The 15,604-nt window shown below is 42.8% G+C and carries 11 protein-coding genes; 6 read left to right on the forward strand and 5 right to left on the reverse strand.

Translation table 11 applies throughout. The annotated features are described in order from the left end of the window. Positions 1-116 precede the first annotated feature (116 nt). The 5 genes from NQ505_RS01480 (at position 117) to NQ505_RS01500 (ending at position 7,775) form a co-directional block, all read left to right on the forward strand. The gene (locus NQ505_RS01480) at positions 117-2,399 is read left to right on the forward strand and encodes a GH92 family glycosyl hydrolase (protein ID WP_004299912.1); all 2,283 of its coding nucleotides are present in this window, start codon (positions 117-119) and stop codon (positions 2,397-2,399) included. A 53-nt stretch (positions 2,400-2,452) separates the two neighbouring features. Next, positions 2,453-3,403 carry an endonuclease/exonuclease/phosphatase family protein gene (locus tag NQ505_RS01485; protein WP_004304952.1) on the forward strand — a complete coding sequence of 317 codons (951 nt, stop codon included), beginning with the start codon at positions 2,453-2,455 and terminating at the stop codon, positions 3,401-3,403. A gap of 52 nt (positions 3,404-3,455) precedes the next feature. Continuing rightward, the gene (locus NQ505_RS01490; RefSeq protein ID WP_032853216.1) at positions 3,456-4,613 is read left to right on the forward strand and encodes a glycoside hydrolase family 76 protein; all 1,158 of its coding nucleotides are present in this window, start codon (positions 3,456-3,458) and stop codon (positions 4,611-4,613) included. 59 nt (positions 4,614-4,672) lie between these two features. Further along, on the forward strand, positions 4,673-6,118 hold the full coding sequence (locus NQ505_RS01495) for a glycoside hydrolase family 125 protein (protein ID WP_008997874.1): 1,446 nt from the start codon (positions 4,673-4,675) through the stop codon (positions 6,116-6,118). Positions 6,119-6,614: 496 nt separating this feature from the next. Next, positions 6,615-7,775 (forward strand): glycoside hydrolase family 130 protein, encoded by a 1,161-nt coding sequence (locus NQ505_RS01500; RefSeq protein WP_008997875.1) that lies wholly within the window; start codon positions 6,615-6,617, stop codon positions 7,773-7,775. A gap of 301 nt (positions 7,776-8,076) precedes the next feature. On the opposite strand, the gene NQ505_RS01505 is transcribed toward NQ505_RS01500, so the two are convergent. From NQ505_RS01505 to NQ505_RS01520, 4 genes are all read right to left on the reverse strand, one after another. Continuing rightward, positions 8,077-10,347, reverse strand: a complete 2,271-nt coding sequence (locus NQ505_RS01505) for a GH92 family glycosyl hydrolase (protein WP_008997876.1) — start codon at positions 10,345-10,347, stop codon at positions 8,077-8,079. 219 nt (positions 10,348-10,566) lie between these two features. Continuing rightward, positions 10,567-11,238 carry an RluA family pseudouridine synthase gene (locus tag NQ505_RS01510; RefSeq protein ID WP_004299905.1) on the reverse strand — a complete coding sequence of 224 codons (672 nt, stop codon included), beginning with the start codon at positions 11,236-11,238 and terminating at the stop codon, positions 10,567-10,569. A 9-nt stretch (positions 11,239-11,247) separates the two neighbouring features. Then, positions 11,248-11,994: a 3-oxoacyl-[acyl-carrier-protein] reductase gene (fabG, locus tag NQ505_RS01515; protein ID WP_004299904.1), complete on the reverse strand. Its 747-nt coding sequence runs from the start codon at positions 11,992-11,994 to the stop codon at positions 11,248-11,250. Between the two features lie 16 nt (positions 11,995-12,010). Then, on the reverse strand, positions 12,011-12,601 hold the full coding sequence (locus NQ505_RS01520; RefSeq protein ID WP_004299903.1) for a TetR/AcrR family transcriptional regulator: 591 nt from the start codon (positions 12,599-12,601) through the stop codon (positions 12,011-12,013). Between the two features lie 180 nt (positions 12,602-12,781). On the opposite strand from NQ505_RS01520, the gene NQ505_RS01525 reads away from it, so the two are divergent. Beyond that, entirely contained in the window at positions 12,782-12,991 is a 210-nt protein-coding gene (locus tag NQ505_RS01525) for a hypothetical protein (protein WP_225451331.1), read from the forward strand. Positions 12,992-13,392: 401 nt separating this feature from the next. Here NQ505_RS01525 and NQ505_RS01530 read toward each other — a convergent pair whose 3' ends face one another. Further along, positions 13,393-15,597: a GH92 family glycosyl hydrolase gene (locus NQ505_RS01530; protein WP_008024556.1), complete on the reverse strand. Its 2,205-nt coding sequence runs from the start codon at positions 15,595-15,597 to the stop codon at positions 13,393-13,395. Between the last annotated feature and the right edge of the window lie 7 nt (positions 15,598-15,604).

The following is a 15,604-nucleotide window of genomic DNA, read 5'->3' on the forward strand; positions in this document are numbered from 1 at the left end:
GAGTAGTTAATTTCAGCGACAAGAGGCGATTTAGCCCCTCTATTACTAGAAGCACATTCCTTTTCTCCCTATTTTCGTCGTAGAAATTATTTTCAAATCTATAAATTCATTTGTTCATGAAAACACATTTTTCATTTAAACACTTGCTATTTCTTGGAGGTGCCGTGTTGTACAGCCTGCAATCTTCTGCCGTTAAGAATCCGGTAGACTATGTCAGCACACTGGTGGGCACTCAATCCAAGTTTGAACTGTCTACCGGAAACACGTATCCGGCTACGGCATTGCCGTGGGGAATGAATTTCTGGACACCGCAGACCGGTAAAATGGGAGACGGTTGGGCATACACGTATGATGCCGACAAAATCCGGGGATTCAAACAAACACATCAGCCCAGTCCCTGGATGAACGACTACGGGCAGTTTGCCATCATGCCTATCACCGGCGGACTGGTATTCGATCAAGACCGACGTGCCAGTTGGTTCTCTCACAAAGCGGAAGTTGCCAAACCTTATTATTATAAGGTATACCTTGCCGACCATGATGTAACAACCGAGCTTGCTCCTACGGAGCGTGCCGTCATGTTCCGTTTCACGTATCCGGAGACAAAGAATGCCTACGTGATTGTAGACGCTTTCGACAAAGGTTCTTATGTGAAAGTGATTCCGGAAGAAAACAAGATTATCGGCTATTCAACCAAGAATAGCGGCGGTGTGCCGGAAAACTTCAAAAACTATTTCGTGATTCAATTCGACAAACCGTTCACATTCGTTTCCACAGTTTTCGAAAACAACATTCTTCCGAATGAAACAGAAGCAAAAGGAAACCACACAGGGGCCGTGATCGGATTCGCCACGAAAAAGGGAGAAATCGTACACGCACGTGTTGCTTCCTCCTTTATCAGCCCCGAACAGGCGGAGTTGAATCTCAAAGAGCTTGGCAAAAACAGTTTCGACCAACTGGTAGCGAACGGAAGAGAGATTTGGAACCGTGAAATGAGTAAAATAGAGATAGAAGACGATAATATCGATAATTTACGTACCTTCTATTCTTGTCTATACCGTTCCATGCTTTTTCCACGCAGTTTCTACGAGATAGATGCTAAGGGACAAGTCATGCATTACAGCCCCTACAACGGCGAAGTGCGTCCCGGTTATATGTTTACCGACACCGGATTCTGGGACACGTTCCGCTGCCTGTTCCCTTTCCTCAACCTGATGTATCCGTCAATGAATCAAAAGATGCAGGAGGGACTAGTAAATACTTACAAGGAAAGCGGTTTCCTGCCGGAATGGGCCAGCCCGGGACATCGGGATTGTATGGTAGGCAACAACTCGGCTTCCGTAGTGGCCGACGCTTACATCAAAGGATTGCGAGGATATGATATCGAAACTCTTTGGGAAGCATTGAAACATGGAGCAAATGCACATCTTCGCGGGACTGCTTCAGGTCGTCTCGGTTACGAATCTTACAACCAACTGGGATATGTTGCCAACAATATCGGCATAGGACAAAACGTTGCACGTACACTGGAGTATGCATATAACGACTGGGCAATTTATACATTAGGCAAGAAACTCGGTAAACCGGAGAGCGAAATCGACATTTATAAGAAACACGCGCTGAACTACAAAAATGTCTATCATCCGGAACGCAAACTGATGGTTGGCAAAGACAACAAAGGCGTATTCAATCCGAATTTCGATGCAGTGGACTGGAGCGGTGAATTTTGCGAAGGGAATAGCTGGCACTGGAGCTTCTGCGTATTCCACGACCCGCAAGGACTTATCAACCTGATGGGAGGCAAGAAAGAATTCAACGCGATGATGGATTCCGTCTTTGTCATCCCGGGTAAACTGGGAATGGAAAGCCGCGGCATGATTCACGAAATGCGTGAAATGCAAGTAATGAACATGGGGCAATATGCGCACGGCAACCAGCCTATTCAGCACATGGTATATCTCTACAACTATTCGAGCGAGCCCTGGAAAGCTCAATACTGGATACGTGAGATTATGAACAAACTATATACCGCCGGTCCCGACGGTTATTGCGGTGACGAAGACAACGGACAGACTTCCGCCTGGTATGTATTCTCCGCACTCGGTTTCTATCCGGTTTGCCCGGGAACGGATGAATATATCATAGGAACCCCGCTCTTCAAATCAGCGAAGTTACATTTGGAGAACGGAAAGACCATCACAATCAAGGCAGATAACAACCAGCTTGACAACCGCTACATCAAGGAAATGAAAGTAAACGGGAAATCACAAACCCGTAATTTCCTTACACATGACCAGCTGATTAAAGGTGCTAATATTCAATTTCAAATGAGCCCCGTACCCAATAAACAACGGGGAACCACAGAAAAAGATGTACCTTACTCTCTTTCGTTTGAATAAAATATTGTACTTTTGGAGATCAATGAATTATCTACCAAACAAACTATAAAAACATGAAACTGAAAAACCTTTTACTAATTGCCCTTGTTGCGATCGTCTTTTGCGGTTGTCAAAGTAACTATCAGCCTACTTCTATCACCGTTGCCTCCTACAATTTGAGAAACGCCAACGGTGGCGATTCAATCAACGGAAACGGTTGGGGACAACGTTACCCGGTCATTGCCCAAATAGTGCAATACCACGATTTCGATATTTTCGGCACGCAGGAGTGCTTTATTCATCAACTGAAAGATATGAAAGAAGCATTACCCGGTTATGATTATATCGGTGTAGGTCGCGACGACGGCAAAGAGAAAGGTGAACATTCTGCTATTTTCTATCGCACAGACAAGTTTGACGTGATAGAGAAAGGTGATTTCTGGTTATCGGAAACTCCCGACGTGCCGAGCAAAGGATGGGATGCCGTGTTGCCGCGTATTTGCAGTTGGGGACACTTCAAATGCAAAGATACCGGCTTCGAATTCCTTTTCTTCAACCTGCACATGGACCATATCGGCAAGAAAGCACGCGTGGAAAGTGCGTTCCTCGTACAGGACAAGATGAAAGAACTTGGCAAAGGCAAAGAGCTTCCGGCCATCCTGACGGGAGACTTCAATGTCGACCAGACCCACCAGTCTTATGATGCTTTTGTGAGCAAAGGGGTGTTGTGCGACTCTTACGAGAAGGCCGGCTTCCGCTATGCTATCAACGGCACGTTCAACGACTTCGACCCGAACAGCTTTACGGAAAGCCGTATCGACCATATATTCGTTTCTCCGTCTTTCCAAGTGAAAAGATATGGTGTGCTGACTGATACTTACCGCAGCATCGTAGGCAAGGGAGAAAAGAAGCAGGCGAACGATTGCCCGGAAGAAATCGACATCAAGACTTATCAGGCGCGCACTCCTTCAGACCATTTCCCCGTAAAGGTGGAACTGGAGTTCGACCAGCGTCAGCAGAAATAATCTTTGTATCTAGTTATAACCTGAAAGTTTCACCACACAACCCGATATTCCTATGAGAAATATATGTTTTGTAGCCTGTATGTTATTTTGCCTTACTTCTGCAGTGGGAAAGACACCGGGAAATACCCGTTATCTTTCTATTGCCGACTCGATTCTATCTAATGTATTGAATCTCTATCAGACGAATGACGGACTACTAACAGAAACGTATCCTGTCAATCCCAACCAAAAAATCACTTATCTGGCGGGCGGAACGCAGCAGAACGGAACGCTGAAGGCTTCTTTTCTATGGCCGTATTCCGGGATGATGTCGGGTTGTGTGGCTTTATACAAAGCGACCGGAAACAAGAAGTACAAAAAGATTCTCGAGAAAAGAATTCTACCGGGAATGGAGCAGTATTGGGATAACAGTCGCTTGCCGGCCTGTTATCAGTCATACCCCACCAAGTACGGGCAGCACGGACGTTATTATGACGATAACATCTGGATTGCACTGGACTATTGCGATTATTACCAACTGACTCACAAGCCTGCATCTTTGGAAAAAGCCGTTGCATTGTATCAATATATCTACAGTGGATGGAGCGACGAGATGGGTGGTGGTATTTTTTGGTGTGAACAGCAGAAGGAAGCGAAGCATACTTGTTCCAATGCACCGTCTACTGTGCTCGGTGTCAAGTTGTACCGGCTGACGAAGGATGCCAAATACCTCGAAAAAGCAAAAGAGACGTATGCCTGGACGAAAAAGCATCTGTGCGACCCTACCGACCATCTTTACTGGGATAACATCAACCTGAAAGGGAAAGTTTCCAAAGAGAAGTACGCCTACAACAGTGGACAGATGATTCAGGCGGGTGTATTGCTCTATGAGGAAACGGGAGATGAACAGTATTTGCGCGATGCACAGCAGACAGCCGCAGGAACTGATGCTTTTTTCCGCACAAAAGCCGACAAGAAAGACCCGACTGTCAAAGTGCATAAAGACATGGCCTGGTTTAACGTGATCTTATTCAGAGGACTGAAAGCTCTGTATAAGATTGACAAGAATCCGACGTATGTCGATGCGATGGTGGAAAATGCGCTTCACGCCTGGGAAAACTACCGGGATGAAAACGGATTATTAGGCAGGGATTGGTCGGGACATAACAAGGAGCAGTATAAATGGCTGCTCGACAATGCCTGTCTTATTGAATTCTTTGCAGAGATTTAACACTTCTTCTCCGCAACACTTTCATAATCAATACTAATCAACAAAAAAAGACTATTACCATGAATATAACTAAAGCCTTTTGTTTGTCCATAGCACTCTTTGGTGCTAGCAATATGCAGGCTATAACGAACAGTGATTTTGTCATCCAACAAGATAATACCAAAATCAACAACTATCAGACGAACCGTCCGGAAGCATCGAAACGTCTGTTTGTCTCGCAAGCTGTGGAACAACAGATTGCGCATATCAAGCAACTGCTGACGAATGCCCGCTTGGCATGGATGTTCGAAAACTGTTTCCCGAACACCCTGGATACTACTGTTCATTTTGACGGCAAAGATGATACGTTTGTTTATACAGGCGACATCCACGCCATGTGGTTGCGCGATTCGGGTGCACAAGTATGGCCTTACGTGCAACTCGCCAACAAAGACGCGGAACTGAAAAAGATGCTGGCCGGCGTTATCAAACGTCAGTTCAAGTGTATCAATATCGACCCGTATGCCAATGCTTTCAACATGAATTCCGAAGGCGGCGAATGGATGAGCGACCTTACGGACATGAAGCCCGAACTGCACGAACGCAAATGGGAAATCGACTCGCTCTGTTATCCTATCCGTCTTGCTTATCATTACTGGAAGACGACGGGAGACGCCAGTATATTCTCCGACGAATGGCTTACAGCCATCGCCAAGGTTCTGAAAACGTTTAAGGAACAGCAACGAAAAGAAGACCCGAAAGGTCCTTATCGTTTCCAACGCAAAACGGAACGTGCACTCGATACGATGACCAACGACGGCTGGGGTAATCCTGTAAAGCCGGTCGGACTGATTGCTTCTGCTTTCCGTCCTTCGGATGATGCTACAACTTTCCAGTTCCTCGTTCCATCCAACTTCTTTGCTGTAACTTCATTGCGCAAAGCTGCCGAAATTCTGAATACGGTCAACAAGAAACCTGATTTAGCTAAAGAATGTACTACACTGTCGAACGAAGTGGAAGCAGCCCTGAAAAAATATGCGGTTTACAATCATCCGAAATATGGCAAAATCTATGCTTTCGAAGTGGATGGTTTCGGCAACCAACTGTTAATGGATGATGCCAATGTGCCGAGTCTCATTGCCCTGCCTTATCTTGGAGATGTGAAAGTGAACGATCCTATTTATCAGAATACCCGTAAGTTTGTATGGAGCGAAGATAATCCTTACTTTTTCAAAGGTACTGCCGGTGAAGGAATTGGCGGTCCGCACATCGGATATGATATGATTTGGCCCATGAGTATTATGATGAAAGCATTCACCAGTCAAAACAACGCAGAAATCAAGACCTGTATCAAAATGCTGATGGATACGGATGCCGGAACAGGGTTCATGCATGAATCTTTCCACAAGAACGACCCGAAAAACTTTACTCGTTCCTGGTTTGCATGGCAAAATACGCTGTTCGGAGAACTAATCCTAAAACTCGTGAATGAAGGAAAGGTAGACTTGCTGAATAGTATCCAATAGTCTTCTATTATGTTTTTTATTGTATTCCCGCTTATGAGATAACTGTTTCTAACCTTGAAGCTTACGCTTCCAAAGTAGTTTCAAGGTTGAAGAACTTTAGTTTCAGGCCTTTGAAACCATAGTTTCAAGTAAGTGAAACTAGAGTTTCTCACCGATGAAACTAAAGTTTCCCACTGACGAAACAGAAGTTTCAAGCAATAGAACTTTTAGTTTCAAGTACTGAAACTCTCTCTTCCGTAATAGTCTGATAATCCTTGAATACCGCTCCGGATAGAAAAATAAGTGCCCACATAGCAGAGAAGCAATAAAATCCTTACTTTCAACAAGGTGACAGCAAAGTTGTCGTCACCTTGCCGTCACATCATGCTGTCACACTGCAGTATATTTATAATCAATCATTTATGCCCAATCAGGTGACAGATGACAGCATTTTATTTATTTTCCAATTTATATGTAGGGAGTATATGACTCCTAAAAAATAAATGACCCATATAATATGAACAATATGAAATCAACTTTTTTATTCCTACTTACTACAACCATGATGACCTGTACTGCCTACGGACAGTCTTCCAATCATAAAGAGAACAAATTACCCGATTGGGCTTTCGGTGGTTTTGAACGTCCAAAGAATGTCAATCCGGTAATATCTCCTATAGAAAACACCAAGTTTTACTGTCCATTGACCAAAGATTCTATTGCGTGGGAATCGAACGATACATTCAATCCGGCTGCTACACTCTACAATGGTGAGATTGTCGTGTTATACCGTGCAGAGGATAAATCAGGTGTCGGTATCGGACACAGGACTTCTCGCCTCGGTTATGCCACTTCTACCGACGGCACACATTTCCAACGGGAAAAGACTCCTGTATTCTATCCGGATAATGATTCACAAAAAGAGTTGGAATGGCCCGGCGGCTGCGAAGACCCACGAATTGCCGTAACCGATGACGGATTATATGTAATGATGTACACCCAATGGAATCGCCATGTGCCTCGCCTGGCAGTAGCGACTTCTCGCAACCTAAAAGACTGGACAAAACACGGTCCTGCTTTTGCCAAAGCATTTGATGGAAAGTTCTTCAACCTGGGTTGTAAGTCCGGCTCTATCCTGACCGAAGTTGTTAAAGGGAAGCAGGTTATCAAGAAAATCAACGGGAAATACTTTATGTACTGGGGAGAAGAGCATGTATTCGCAGCTACTTCCGATGACTTAATCCACTGGACACCGATTGTCAACATTGATGGCTCCCTAAAAAAGCTGTTTTCTCCCCGTGACGGCTACTTCGACAGCCATCTCACCGAATGTGGGCCTCCGGCTATCTACACTCCGAAAGGAATTGTCCTTCTTTATAATGGTAAGAACCATTCAGGAAGAGGTGACAAACGCTATACCGCCAATGTCTATGCTGCCGGACAAGCACTCTTCGACGCCAATGATCCTACCCGCTTTATCACCCGTCTCGACGAACCGTTCTTCCGCCCGATGGATAGCTTTGAAAAGAGTGGGCAATATGTAGATGGAACCGTATTTATCGAAGGAATGGTCTACTTCAAAAACAAATGGTATTTGTATTATGGTTGTGCTGACTCCAAAGTAGGAGTAGCCGTTTATGATCCGAAACGGCCGGCAAAGGCTGATCCGCTGCCATAGTTATAAAAATAGTCTTGATTACATTCTTTTTTAAAGGAAAGATGTAATCAGGACTAACTTATTTCTTAAAACTATATTCCCCAAAACGGCTGAAAACAGTAAGTTCTTGTTAAGGATTTGCTTTTCAGCCGTTTCTAGTATAAAATAAAGCTTTCCGAAGCAGAATTAAATGCTACAATCGGAAAGCCTTATAATACCTATTGAAAACTGAATTGAATATTGAGAACCAGCTTTATTCTTTCATTGTCGGAGGCTTCTTCCTCCTTTCAACAATTAGCTGTCTTTTATAAGTAAGCCATCTTTATCCATTTATCTTATTCAAAACAACCGGTCTGTTTGCCGGAGCCTTACCAAAATTCTTATTAGGCTTTTTCCCCATTACAAACTTCAATGTGCTGCCATTTATTATATCCTGATAAGTGATATAACTCTTATCATAAGGCTTGCCATTCAAATACACTTTCTGGATATAGATATTTTCTTTGCTGTTATTGGGTGCTTCTACAGTAAAAGTGTTACCACCACGTACCTTCACTTCTACTTTCTTAAAACAAGGGCTACCGAAAACAAATACACCATCCGACGGGTTCACCTGATAGAGTCCCATAGATGAAAGAAGATACCAGGCAGACATTTGGCCACAATCCTCATTACCGATGATACCGTCCGGCTGGTCTGTGTAAAAATCGCTCATGATAAAACGAACCTTTTCCGCCGTTTTCCATTGTTCACCGGCATACGCATAAAGATAAGCAACATGATGGCTCGGTTCATTTCCATGTGCATATTGTCCGATCAATCCGGTTATGTCGCTCGATGCTCCTTCCCCCATACTGTCGGTATTGGTAAAGAAACCATCAAGCCTCGTTGTAAAAGGTTTGTCACCTCCAAACAAGGCAATCAGCCCATAGGGGTCTTGTGGAGCAAAGAAAGTATATTGCCATCCGTTTCCTTCACAGAAATCTCCAACAGTATGGATGGAACGTGCCGGATCGTAAGGAGTACGCCAAGAGCCGTCTTCCAGTTTCGGACGAATGAAATGGATAGAAGAATCAAAATAGTTCTTGTAATAATGAGCACGTTTTGAGAATGTTTCAGCATCTTCTGTCTTTCCCATCTTACGTGCCATAGCGGCAATTCCCCAGTCGTCCACTGCATACTCCATGGCTATGGAAGTAGCTTCATGAACTTTGTCGGCAGGGATATAGCCTTTTTTGACTACATAAGGTACTCCTTTCTGCTTTTCATAAGTAGCTGTAGCTATCATTGCTTGCAATGCTTCTTCCGCATCGAACCCGGTAAATCCTTTCAGATATGCATCGGCAATCACCGGCACGGAGCTATACCCTGGCATCTGATCGGTCTCTCCACTCATCAAAGGCCAGATAGGGAGTTTGTCCTGCTGACGATAGATGGAAATCATCGAATTGACTACATGGTCAACCATTTCAGGTTGAGTAATAGTCATCAAAGGATTTAATGCACGGTAGGTATCCCATAAAGAAAGAGTCGTATAGTTGGCTTTCTTCGGGTCTGTGTAAATCATGTCATTCATCCCTCTATACTCTCCATTCACATCGCAAAAAAGCGTAGGGGCAATCATAGTATGATAATGGGCGGTATAGAATACACGTTTGGAAGCCTCATCATCAGTCTCTACTGTCATCTTCTCCAGTTGCTTATTCCATCGGTCGGCACTCATATCCACCACCTTATCAAAATCCCAGTGAGTAAGTTCGGATTGCAGGTTCATCGCTGCGTTGTCACAGCTGACAGAAGAAAGGGCGACTTTTATCTTCACTTCCTTCACGTTACCAAAAGTGAGGACACTCTTCACCGATGCCACTTTCAGTTGGTCCCAAGGTTGCGGGTTATTATCATCATAGGCAGTAAACTGCTCTATCTTCTTATCACTTTTCAACACAAAATAAACTTTGCGGGAAGGACTCCAGCCTCTCACATAACGATAACCCTCTACTGTATAATCATCTACCTTACGGATATAGCTGTCGTAAGCATTCGATCCGTTTCCTTCACGTAAGTCGATTAATATGGAAGCCGGTTTTCCTTCAGGATAAGTATAACGATGGAAGCCTACACGATCTGTAGCTGTCAGCTCGGCTTTGATATTGTAACGGTCGAGAAGCAAAGAGTAATATTCGGGACGGGCGATTTCATTCGCATGAGAATATCTGGAAGCATACCCATCACGTATATCATCCTGATTGCCTCTGGGAGTACGGATCTCATTCAATGGCATGATGAGAATATCACATAAGTCAGTACAGCCCGTACCGCTCAAATGGGTATGTGAAAAGCCAATTAAAATACTATCGGAATAATGATAACCCGAGCACCAGTCCCAACCTTTATGGATATTGGTAGGACCCAGCTGTACCATTCCATACGGAACACTCGTCCCAACAAAGACGTGTCCATGATAACCGGATCCGATATACGGATCGACGTACTGCAATAATCCTTCACTTTTTGAATAGTTCTGTTGCGCTACTCCATTTCCCGCTGCAAGCAAGACACAAGAAGTAAGTGCAAGTAGTTTAAATGCCTTCATTCGTATTTTTCTTTGGTATGATTGAAAATTATAGTTAGCGAATGATGCAAATATACTACCTATTTAGGAATTAACTAACTGTCGCTAGAGTTTACAAGAAAAATGGCAGGCAGGTTTACTCTTTTGGCAAGTTCCAACCACAGATTTACACGGTTTTCCACAGAAAAACTGCGTACCGTCTACTAAATAACATAATAAATGAATCTGTGGAAATCCGTGTTAATCTATGGCGAATCCTTTCCATAAATTCCCTTCGGGAAGAGGAGCTTCAAGCTCTATCAGTTCTTTTGAGACAGGATGTATGAACCGTACTCTCCGGGCATGCAGACAAATGCTCCCATCCGGATTGGAGCGTGGAGAGCCATATTTCAAATCTCCCTTGATAGGGCATCCCATTTTTGCCAGCTGACAACGAATCTGATGATGACGTCCGGTTTTTAAATCGACTTCGAGCAAATAGTAATTCTCCGAATGACCGATCAACCGGTAATGCAAGATCGCTTTCTTGCTGTTCGGCACTTCTTTGTCGTATGCATAACTTTTGTTCTGCTTTTCATTACGTACAAGAAAATGTACCAGTTCACCTTCCGGTTCTTGCGGAGCATTTTTCACAACCGCCCAATAAGTCTTTTTCACCTCACTGGTGCGAAACATTTCGTTGAGCCTTGTTAATGCCTTACTCGTTTTGGCAAAAATAACAAGACCGCTTACGGGGCGGTCCAGCCGGTGTGTCACACCGAGGAAAACATTTCCGGGTTTCTGATACTTCTCTTTCAGATACTGTTTTACAGTCTCCGAAAGCGGCGTATCCCCCGTCTTGTCTGCCTGGACAATCTCGGAAGCGGTCTTGTTGACTACAATGATATGGTTGTCTTCGTATACAACAGTCATTCTGTTCGATTACATATTCATACCACCATCTACCTGAATCACCTGACCTGATACATAAGAAGACATATCAGAAGCCAGGAAGGTAGCGATGTTTGCCACATCTTCAGGAGTACCACCACGACGCAAAGGTATTTTCTTTGCCCATTCAGCTCTTACTTCGTCAGAAAGAGCAGCTGTCATGTCTGTCAGGATGAATCCCGGAGCGATAGCATTGGCACGGATGCCGCGAGAGCCCAACTCTTGTGCGATAGACTTAGCCAATGCAATCATACCTGCTTTGGAAGCAGCATAGTTAGCCTGTCCTGCATTTCCGTGAACACCTACAACAGAGGCCATATTGATAATGCTACCAGCTTTTTGACGCATCATGATAGGTGTACAAGCATGGATGAAGTTAAATGCAGACTTCAGGTTCACGTTGATTACCATATCCCATTGCTGTTCGCTCATGCGCATCATCAAACCGTCACGAGTGATACCGGCATTATTTACCAATATATCGATCCGTCCGAAGTCCTTGTGGATTTCTTCAACGACCTTTGCAGTATCTTCAAAGTTAGCCGCGTTAGAAGCGTAACCTTTGGCTTTCACGCCCATTGCTTCAAGTTCCTTTGCTGTATTTTCTGCATTTTCGTCAATGACAAGGTCAGTAAATGCGATGTTTGCGCCTTCGGCAGCAAACTTAAGAGCGATAGCCTTACCAATACCGCGAGCAGCACCGGTTACAATGGCTGTTTTTCCGTCTAATAATCCCATACTAAAAGTTATTTAATTAAATTTCTGTTCTATGCAGTGCGCCAAACACAATGTTGGACACATATCTATTTCTTGTATCTTCATCCAGATGTGCACCTATATGGCCTCGAATATAAGGAACTTCAATTCCTTTCACACAATAATGTATCAAGTCGGCAGTCATCTCCACATCGTCAATATGGAAAACTCCTTTTGCCTGTCCTTCCAGAAGAACGGCTTTAAAGAGCTGGACTTCCTTTGCATCAAACTTCTTGCGAACTTTTTCCACCCGCCATATATCACGGAAGAAATAAGCACGCAGTGTTCCGTTTCGATAGACCACCTCTTTTACCGCGTCCAACCGGGTATATATCATCTCCAACAATTTCTCGTCCGGTGAGATATTTTTCTCGGCCACCCGCTTCATCATATCCGACAGAATATCCAATTCCGATTCCACAACAGCCAAATAAATTTCATCCTTACTTTTAAAATAAGTATAGAGCGTTCGTCTACCTTTTTTAGAAGCAAGAGCGATATCATTCATAGTTGTGTTTTCTACTCCCATCTTCGCAAAAAGCTGACGGGCTACATCTACTAATTTGGCTTTTGTCTTGGATACGGTCATAGGTTACAAATTGCACATTGCTGAATATTTTGAGCAAAAGTAATTCTTTTCTTGGAAATGCACAAATTGTTTGCAAGCATATTTGTAACAGGTTGGAAATAAGTTGCAATTACAGAGAATAGCTTTTAAAGAACAAAATTTAAGAACAAAGTTATGAAAAGACAAATTTTCATAACCCAAATGCAATGTAATTTCAATTTAAGACAACCCAAAACAAATAGACCGACCAATATCTATTTAGTCGTATATCTTAACAATAAACAAGTTAAGTTGTCAACAGGAGTCAAAGTATATCCTGAACACTGGAACATAAGAAGACAACAAGCGTATGTCAATGCGCGTTTGTCGAAATTAGACAACAATAATAACACGATAACCAACGATAGATAATCAGAGCTAAAAGATATTTTCTTAGAATTTAAGCATTATCTTTGTGAACACCCTACTGACATTGATAATAGTATAACCATATTAAGAACACGCATATATAAAAATACTATGACTACAGAGATTAACGAGAAATCAGCAACGACTATAATGTAGAAAATTATAGATGCCAAACAGGTAACATTCAGCACTAAAGAACAACAGAAATTAAATGTTGGCAATCTGCCTTATACAAAGTTAATATTAGAGTTTCATAATCAAAAGTTCTTTCATCAGAGCTACACTTCACTCATATACAAGAAAATAGAGTGTTGTAAATGTCAATATTAATCTTACGACACTCTATCTACAACTAATTCAGCTATCCCAAAAACAATCCACTTACATAAATTATTCTTTTACTTTTACCTCTTATCAGGTTGGCTTTTCATTACAAACTCCAACAGCCCTCCTTTCATAATATCAGAATGATGAAGAATAAAACCTTTCAAAGGTTTACCGTTCAACAGCACCGTTCCCACATATTTATTTGTTTCCGAAAGATTGATTGCCTTCACCGTAAACTGTTTTCGATCAGGCAAATCAATAATAACTTCTTCTAGCTGGGGAGCACCTATCACATATTCTCCTCCACAAGGATTCACCGGATAGAATCCCATAGCTGAAAAAATATACCATGCCGACATTTGCCCGCAATCATCATTTCCACAAAGACCATTTGGCTTATCCAAATAGAAACGATCAAAAACTTCACGCACCAACTCTTGGGTTTTCCAAGGACGGTTTGCGTAGTTATACAGATAAATCACATGATGACTGGGTTCATTACCATGAGCATATTGCCCTATCAATCCTGTCACATCGAGCACTTCACCCATTTCTTGCGGATTAGCTTCCAGCGTAAACAAAGAATCCAGCTTATTTGCAAAAGCATCCTTGCCCCCCATCAGTTCGATCAAACCTTCTACATCTTGTTGCACATGCCATGTATACTGCCAGGAGTTACCTTCAGTAAAATCTCCCCCAACCTCACCTGCATGAAACAAACGCATAGCGCGAAACGGAGTCCTCCAATTCCCTTTCGAATCTTTTCCACGCATAAACTTCGTTTCGGGATCAAAAAGATTCTTATAATATCCGGAGCGTTTCATGAAGTATTCAAAATCCCACATTTCATCAAGACTTTTAGCCATTTGAGCTACACAATAATCATCATAAGCACTCTCCAGAGTTTTAGATACAGACTCAGCCGTCATTATATCAAAAGGATAATATCCATATTTATTATAAACTTCCCAATCGGAGTTACGATGACTGAGAGTAGACGATTCTTTTATCGCTTTATAAGCCTCCCTTTTATCAAAACCATCGAAACCTTTCAGGTAAGCATCCACAATAACCGGAATTGCATGATTGCCGATCATACAATAATTTTCCTTTCCCCATAATGTCCAGATAGGCAGATATCCATATGCTTTATGATGAGCAAGCATACTATTTACCATACCATTTACCCTTTCCGGAGTCAGAATCGTATATAGAGGATGAGCCGCGCGATAAGTATCCCAAAGAGACAAAGTAGAATAATACTCTCCGGAAGGAGAAGTGGAAACACTGTCATTCACCCCTCTATATCTACCATCTGTATCTGCAATATTATTAGGTTGGATATACAAGTGGTAAAGGGAAGTATAGAAATTTGTTTTCTGTTTATCAGTACCTTCTACACGCACTCGTTGGAGCAAAGTATTCCATCTCTGATAAGTTTCTCCTTTCATTTTATCAAAATTCCAATCCGGATTTTCTTTTTGCAAAGAAGCTTTTGCCCCGTTTACACTCACTGTTGATAATGCTATTTTAACCTGTAATGCCTCTCCCCGTTTCAGATCGAAACTCAGTACGAACCGTTTCGCCTTTTCTCCTTCCCGGACAGGAAGCATTTCTTTTACTTTATAAGATTTGTCAAACGCTATCACATAATAGAAATGACGCCGCACCCAACCATTAGTTTCATTATGACCAGTAATAGTACGTCCATCAGGCATTTGCATATCAGAAAACAATACTCTGTCACGAATCCCCTGTGGAGAAGTCACAAGGCCGCTTTGCAGGTCAATGAAAAGATTTGCTTCTTCATCGTTCTGATAAGTATATCTATAAAAGGCCGTGTGCTCCGTAGCGGTGACTTCGGCATTTATCCCGAAGTCCGGTAAAGTTACTGCATAATATCCCGGTCGGGCCGTTTGCCTTGACTTATCTATTCTAGCTTTATATTCACGATTTTCTATAATTCCACTAAAGGGCAACATCAGAATATCTCCCAGATCCGGGCAGCCTGTTCCGTTCAAATGATTCTGCGCAAATCCGAATATCTCGTCATCTTCATAATTGAATCCGGAACAATAACGCCACGAAGCATTCCCACTTTCCGGGCTCGCCTGTATCATTCCGAAGGGAGCGCACGCACCGGGAAAAGTATGCCCGTTATCGGCATTACCAATGAAAGGATTAACATACTGTGCACAATCTACCTCCGAAATATTCTCTTTACCGGATGAACAAGCGTAAAAACCACAAAGGAACAATAAACCAATAATAAAATTCTTCATGGACCTA

It is taken from the genome of Bacteroides sp. D2 (assembly GCF_025147085.1).
Lineage (GTDB): Bacteria > Bacteroidota > Bacteroidia > Bacteroidales > Bacteroidaceae > Bacteroides.

What these genes read in the sequence shown, in the direction of transcription:
- NQ505_RS01480 (WP_004299912.1), top strand. Translation starts at nt 117, where the DNA reads ATGAAAACACATTTTTCATTTAAACACTTGCTATTTCTTGGAGGTGCC.
- NQ505_RS01485 (WP_004304952.1), top strand. Translation starts at nt 2,453, where the DNA reads ATGAAACTGAAAAACCTTTTACTAATTGCCCTTGTTGCGATCGTCTTT.
- NQ505_RS01490 (WP_032853216.1), top strand. Translation starts at nt 3,456, where the DNA reads ATGAGAAATATATGTTTTGTAGCCTGTATGTTATTTTGCCTTACTTCT.
- NQ505_RS01495 (WP_008997874.1), top strand. Translation starts at nt 4,673, where the DNA reads ATGAATATAACTAAAGCCTTTTGTTTGTCCATAGCACTCTTTGGTGCT.
- NQ505_RS01500 (WP_008997875.1), top strand. Translation starts at nt 6,615, where the DNA reads ATGAACAATATGAAATCAACTTTTTTATTCCTACTTACTACAACCATG.
- NQ505_RS01505 (WP_008997876.1), bottom strand. Translation starts at nt 10,347, where the DNA reads ATGAAGGCATTTAAACTACTTGCACTTACTTCTTGTGTCTTGCTTGCA.
- NQ505_RS01510 (WP_004299905.1), bottom strand. Translation starts at nt 11,238, where the DNA reads ATGACTGTTGTATACGAAGACAACCATATCATTGTAGTCAACAAGACC.
- fabG (WP_004299904.1), bottom strand. Translation starts at nt 11,994, where the DNA reads ATGGGATTATTAGACGGAAAAACAGCCATTGTAACCGGTGCTGCTCGC.
- NQ505_RS01520 (WP_004299903.1), bottom strand. Translation starts at nt 12,601, where the DNA reads ATGACCGTATCCAAGACAAAAGCCAAATTAGTAGATGTAGCCCGTCAG.
- NQ505_RS01525 (WP_225451331.1), top strand. Translation starts at nt 12,782, where the DNA reads ATGCAATGTAATTTCAATTTAAGACAACCCAAAACAAATAGACCGACC.
- NQ505_RS01530 (WP_008024556.1), bottom strand. Translation starts at nt 15,597, where the DNA reads ATGAAGAATTTTATTATTGGTTTATTGTTCCTTTGTGGTTTTTACGCT.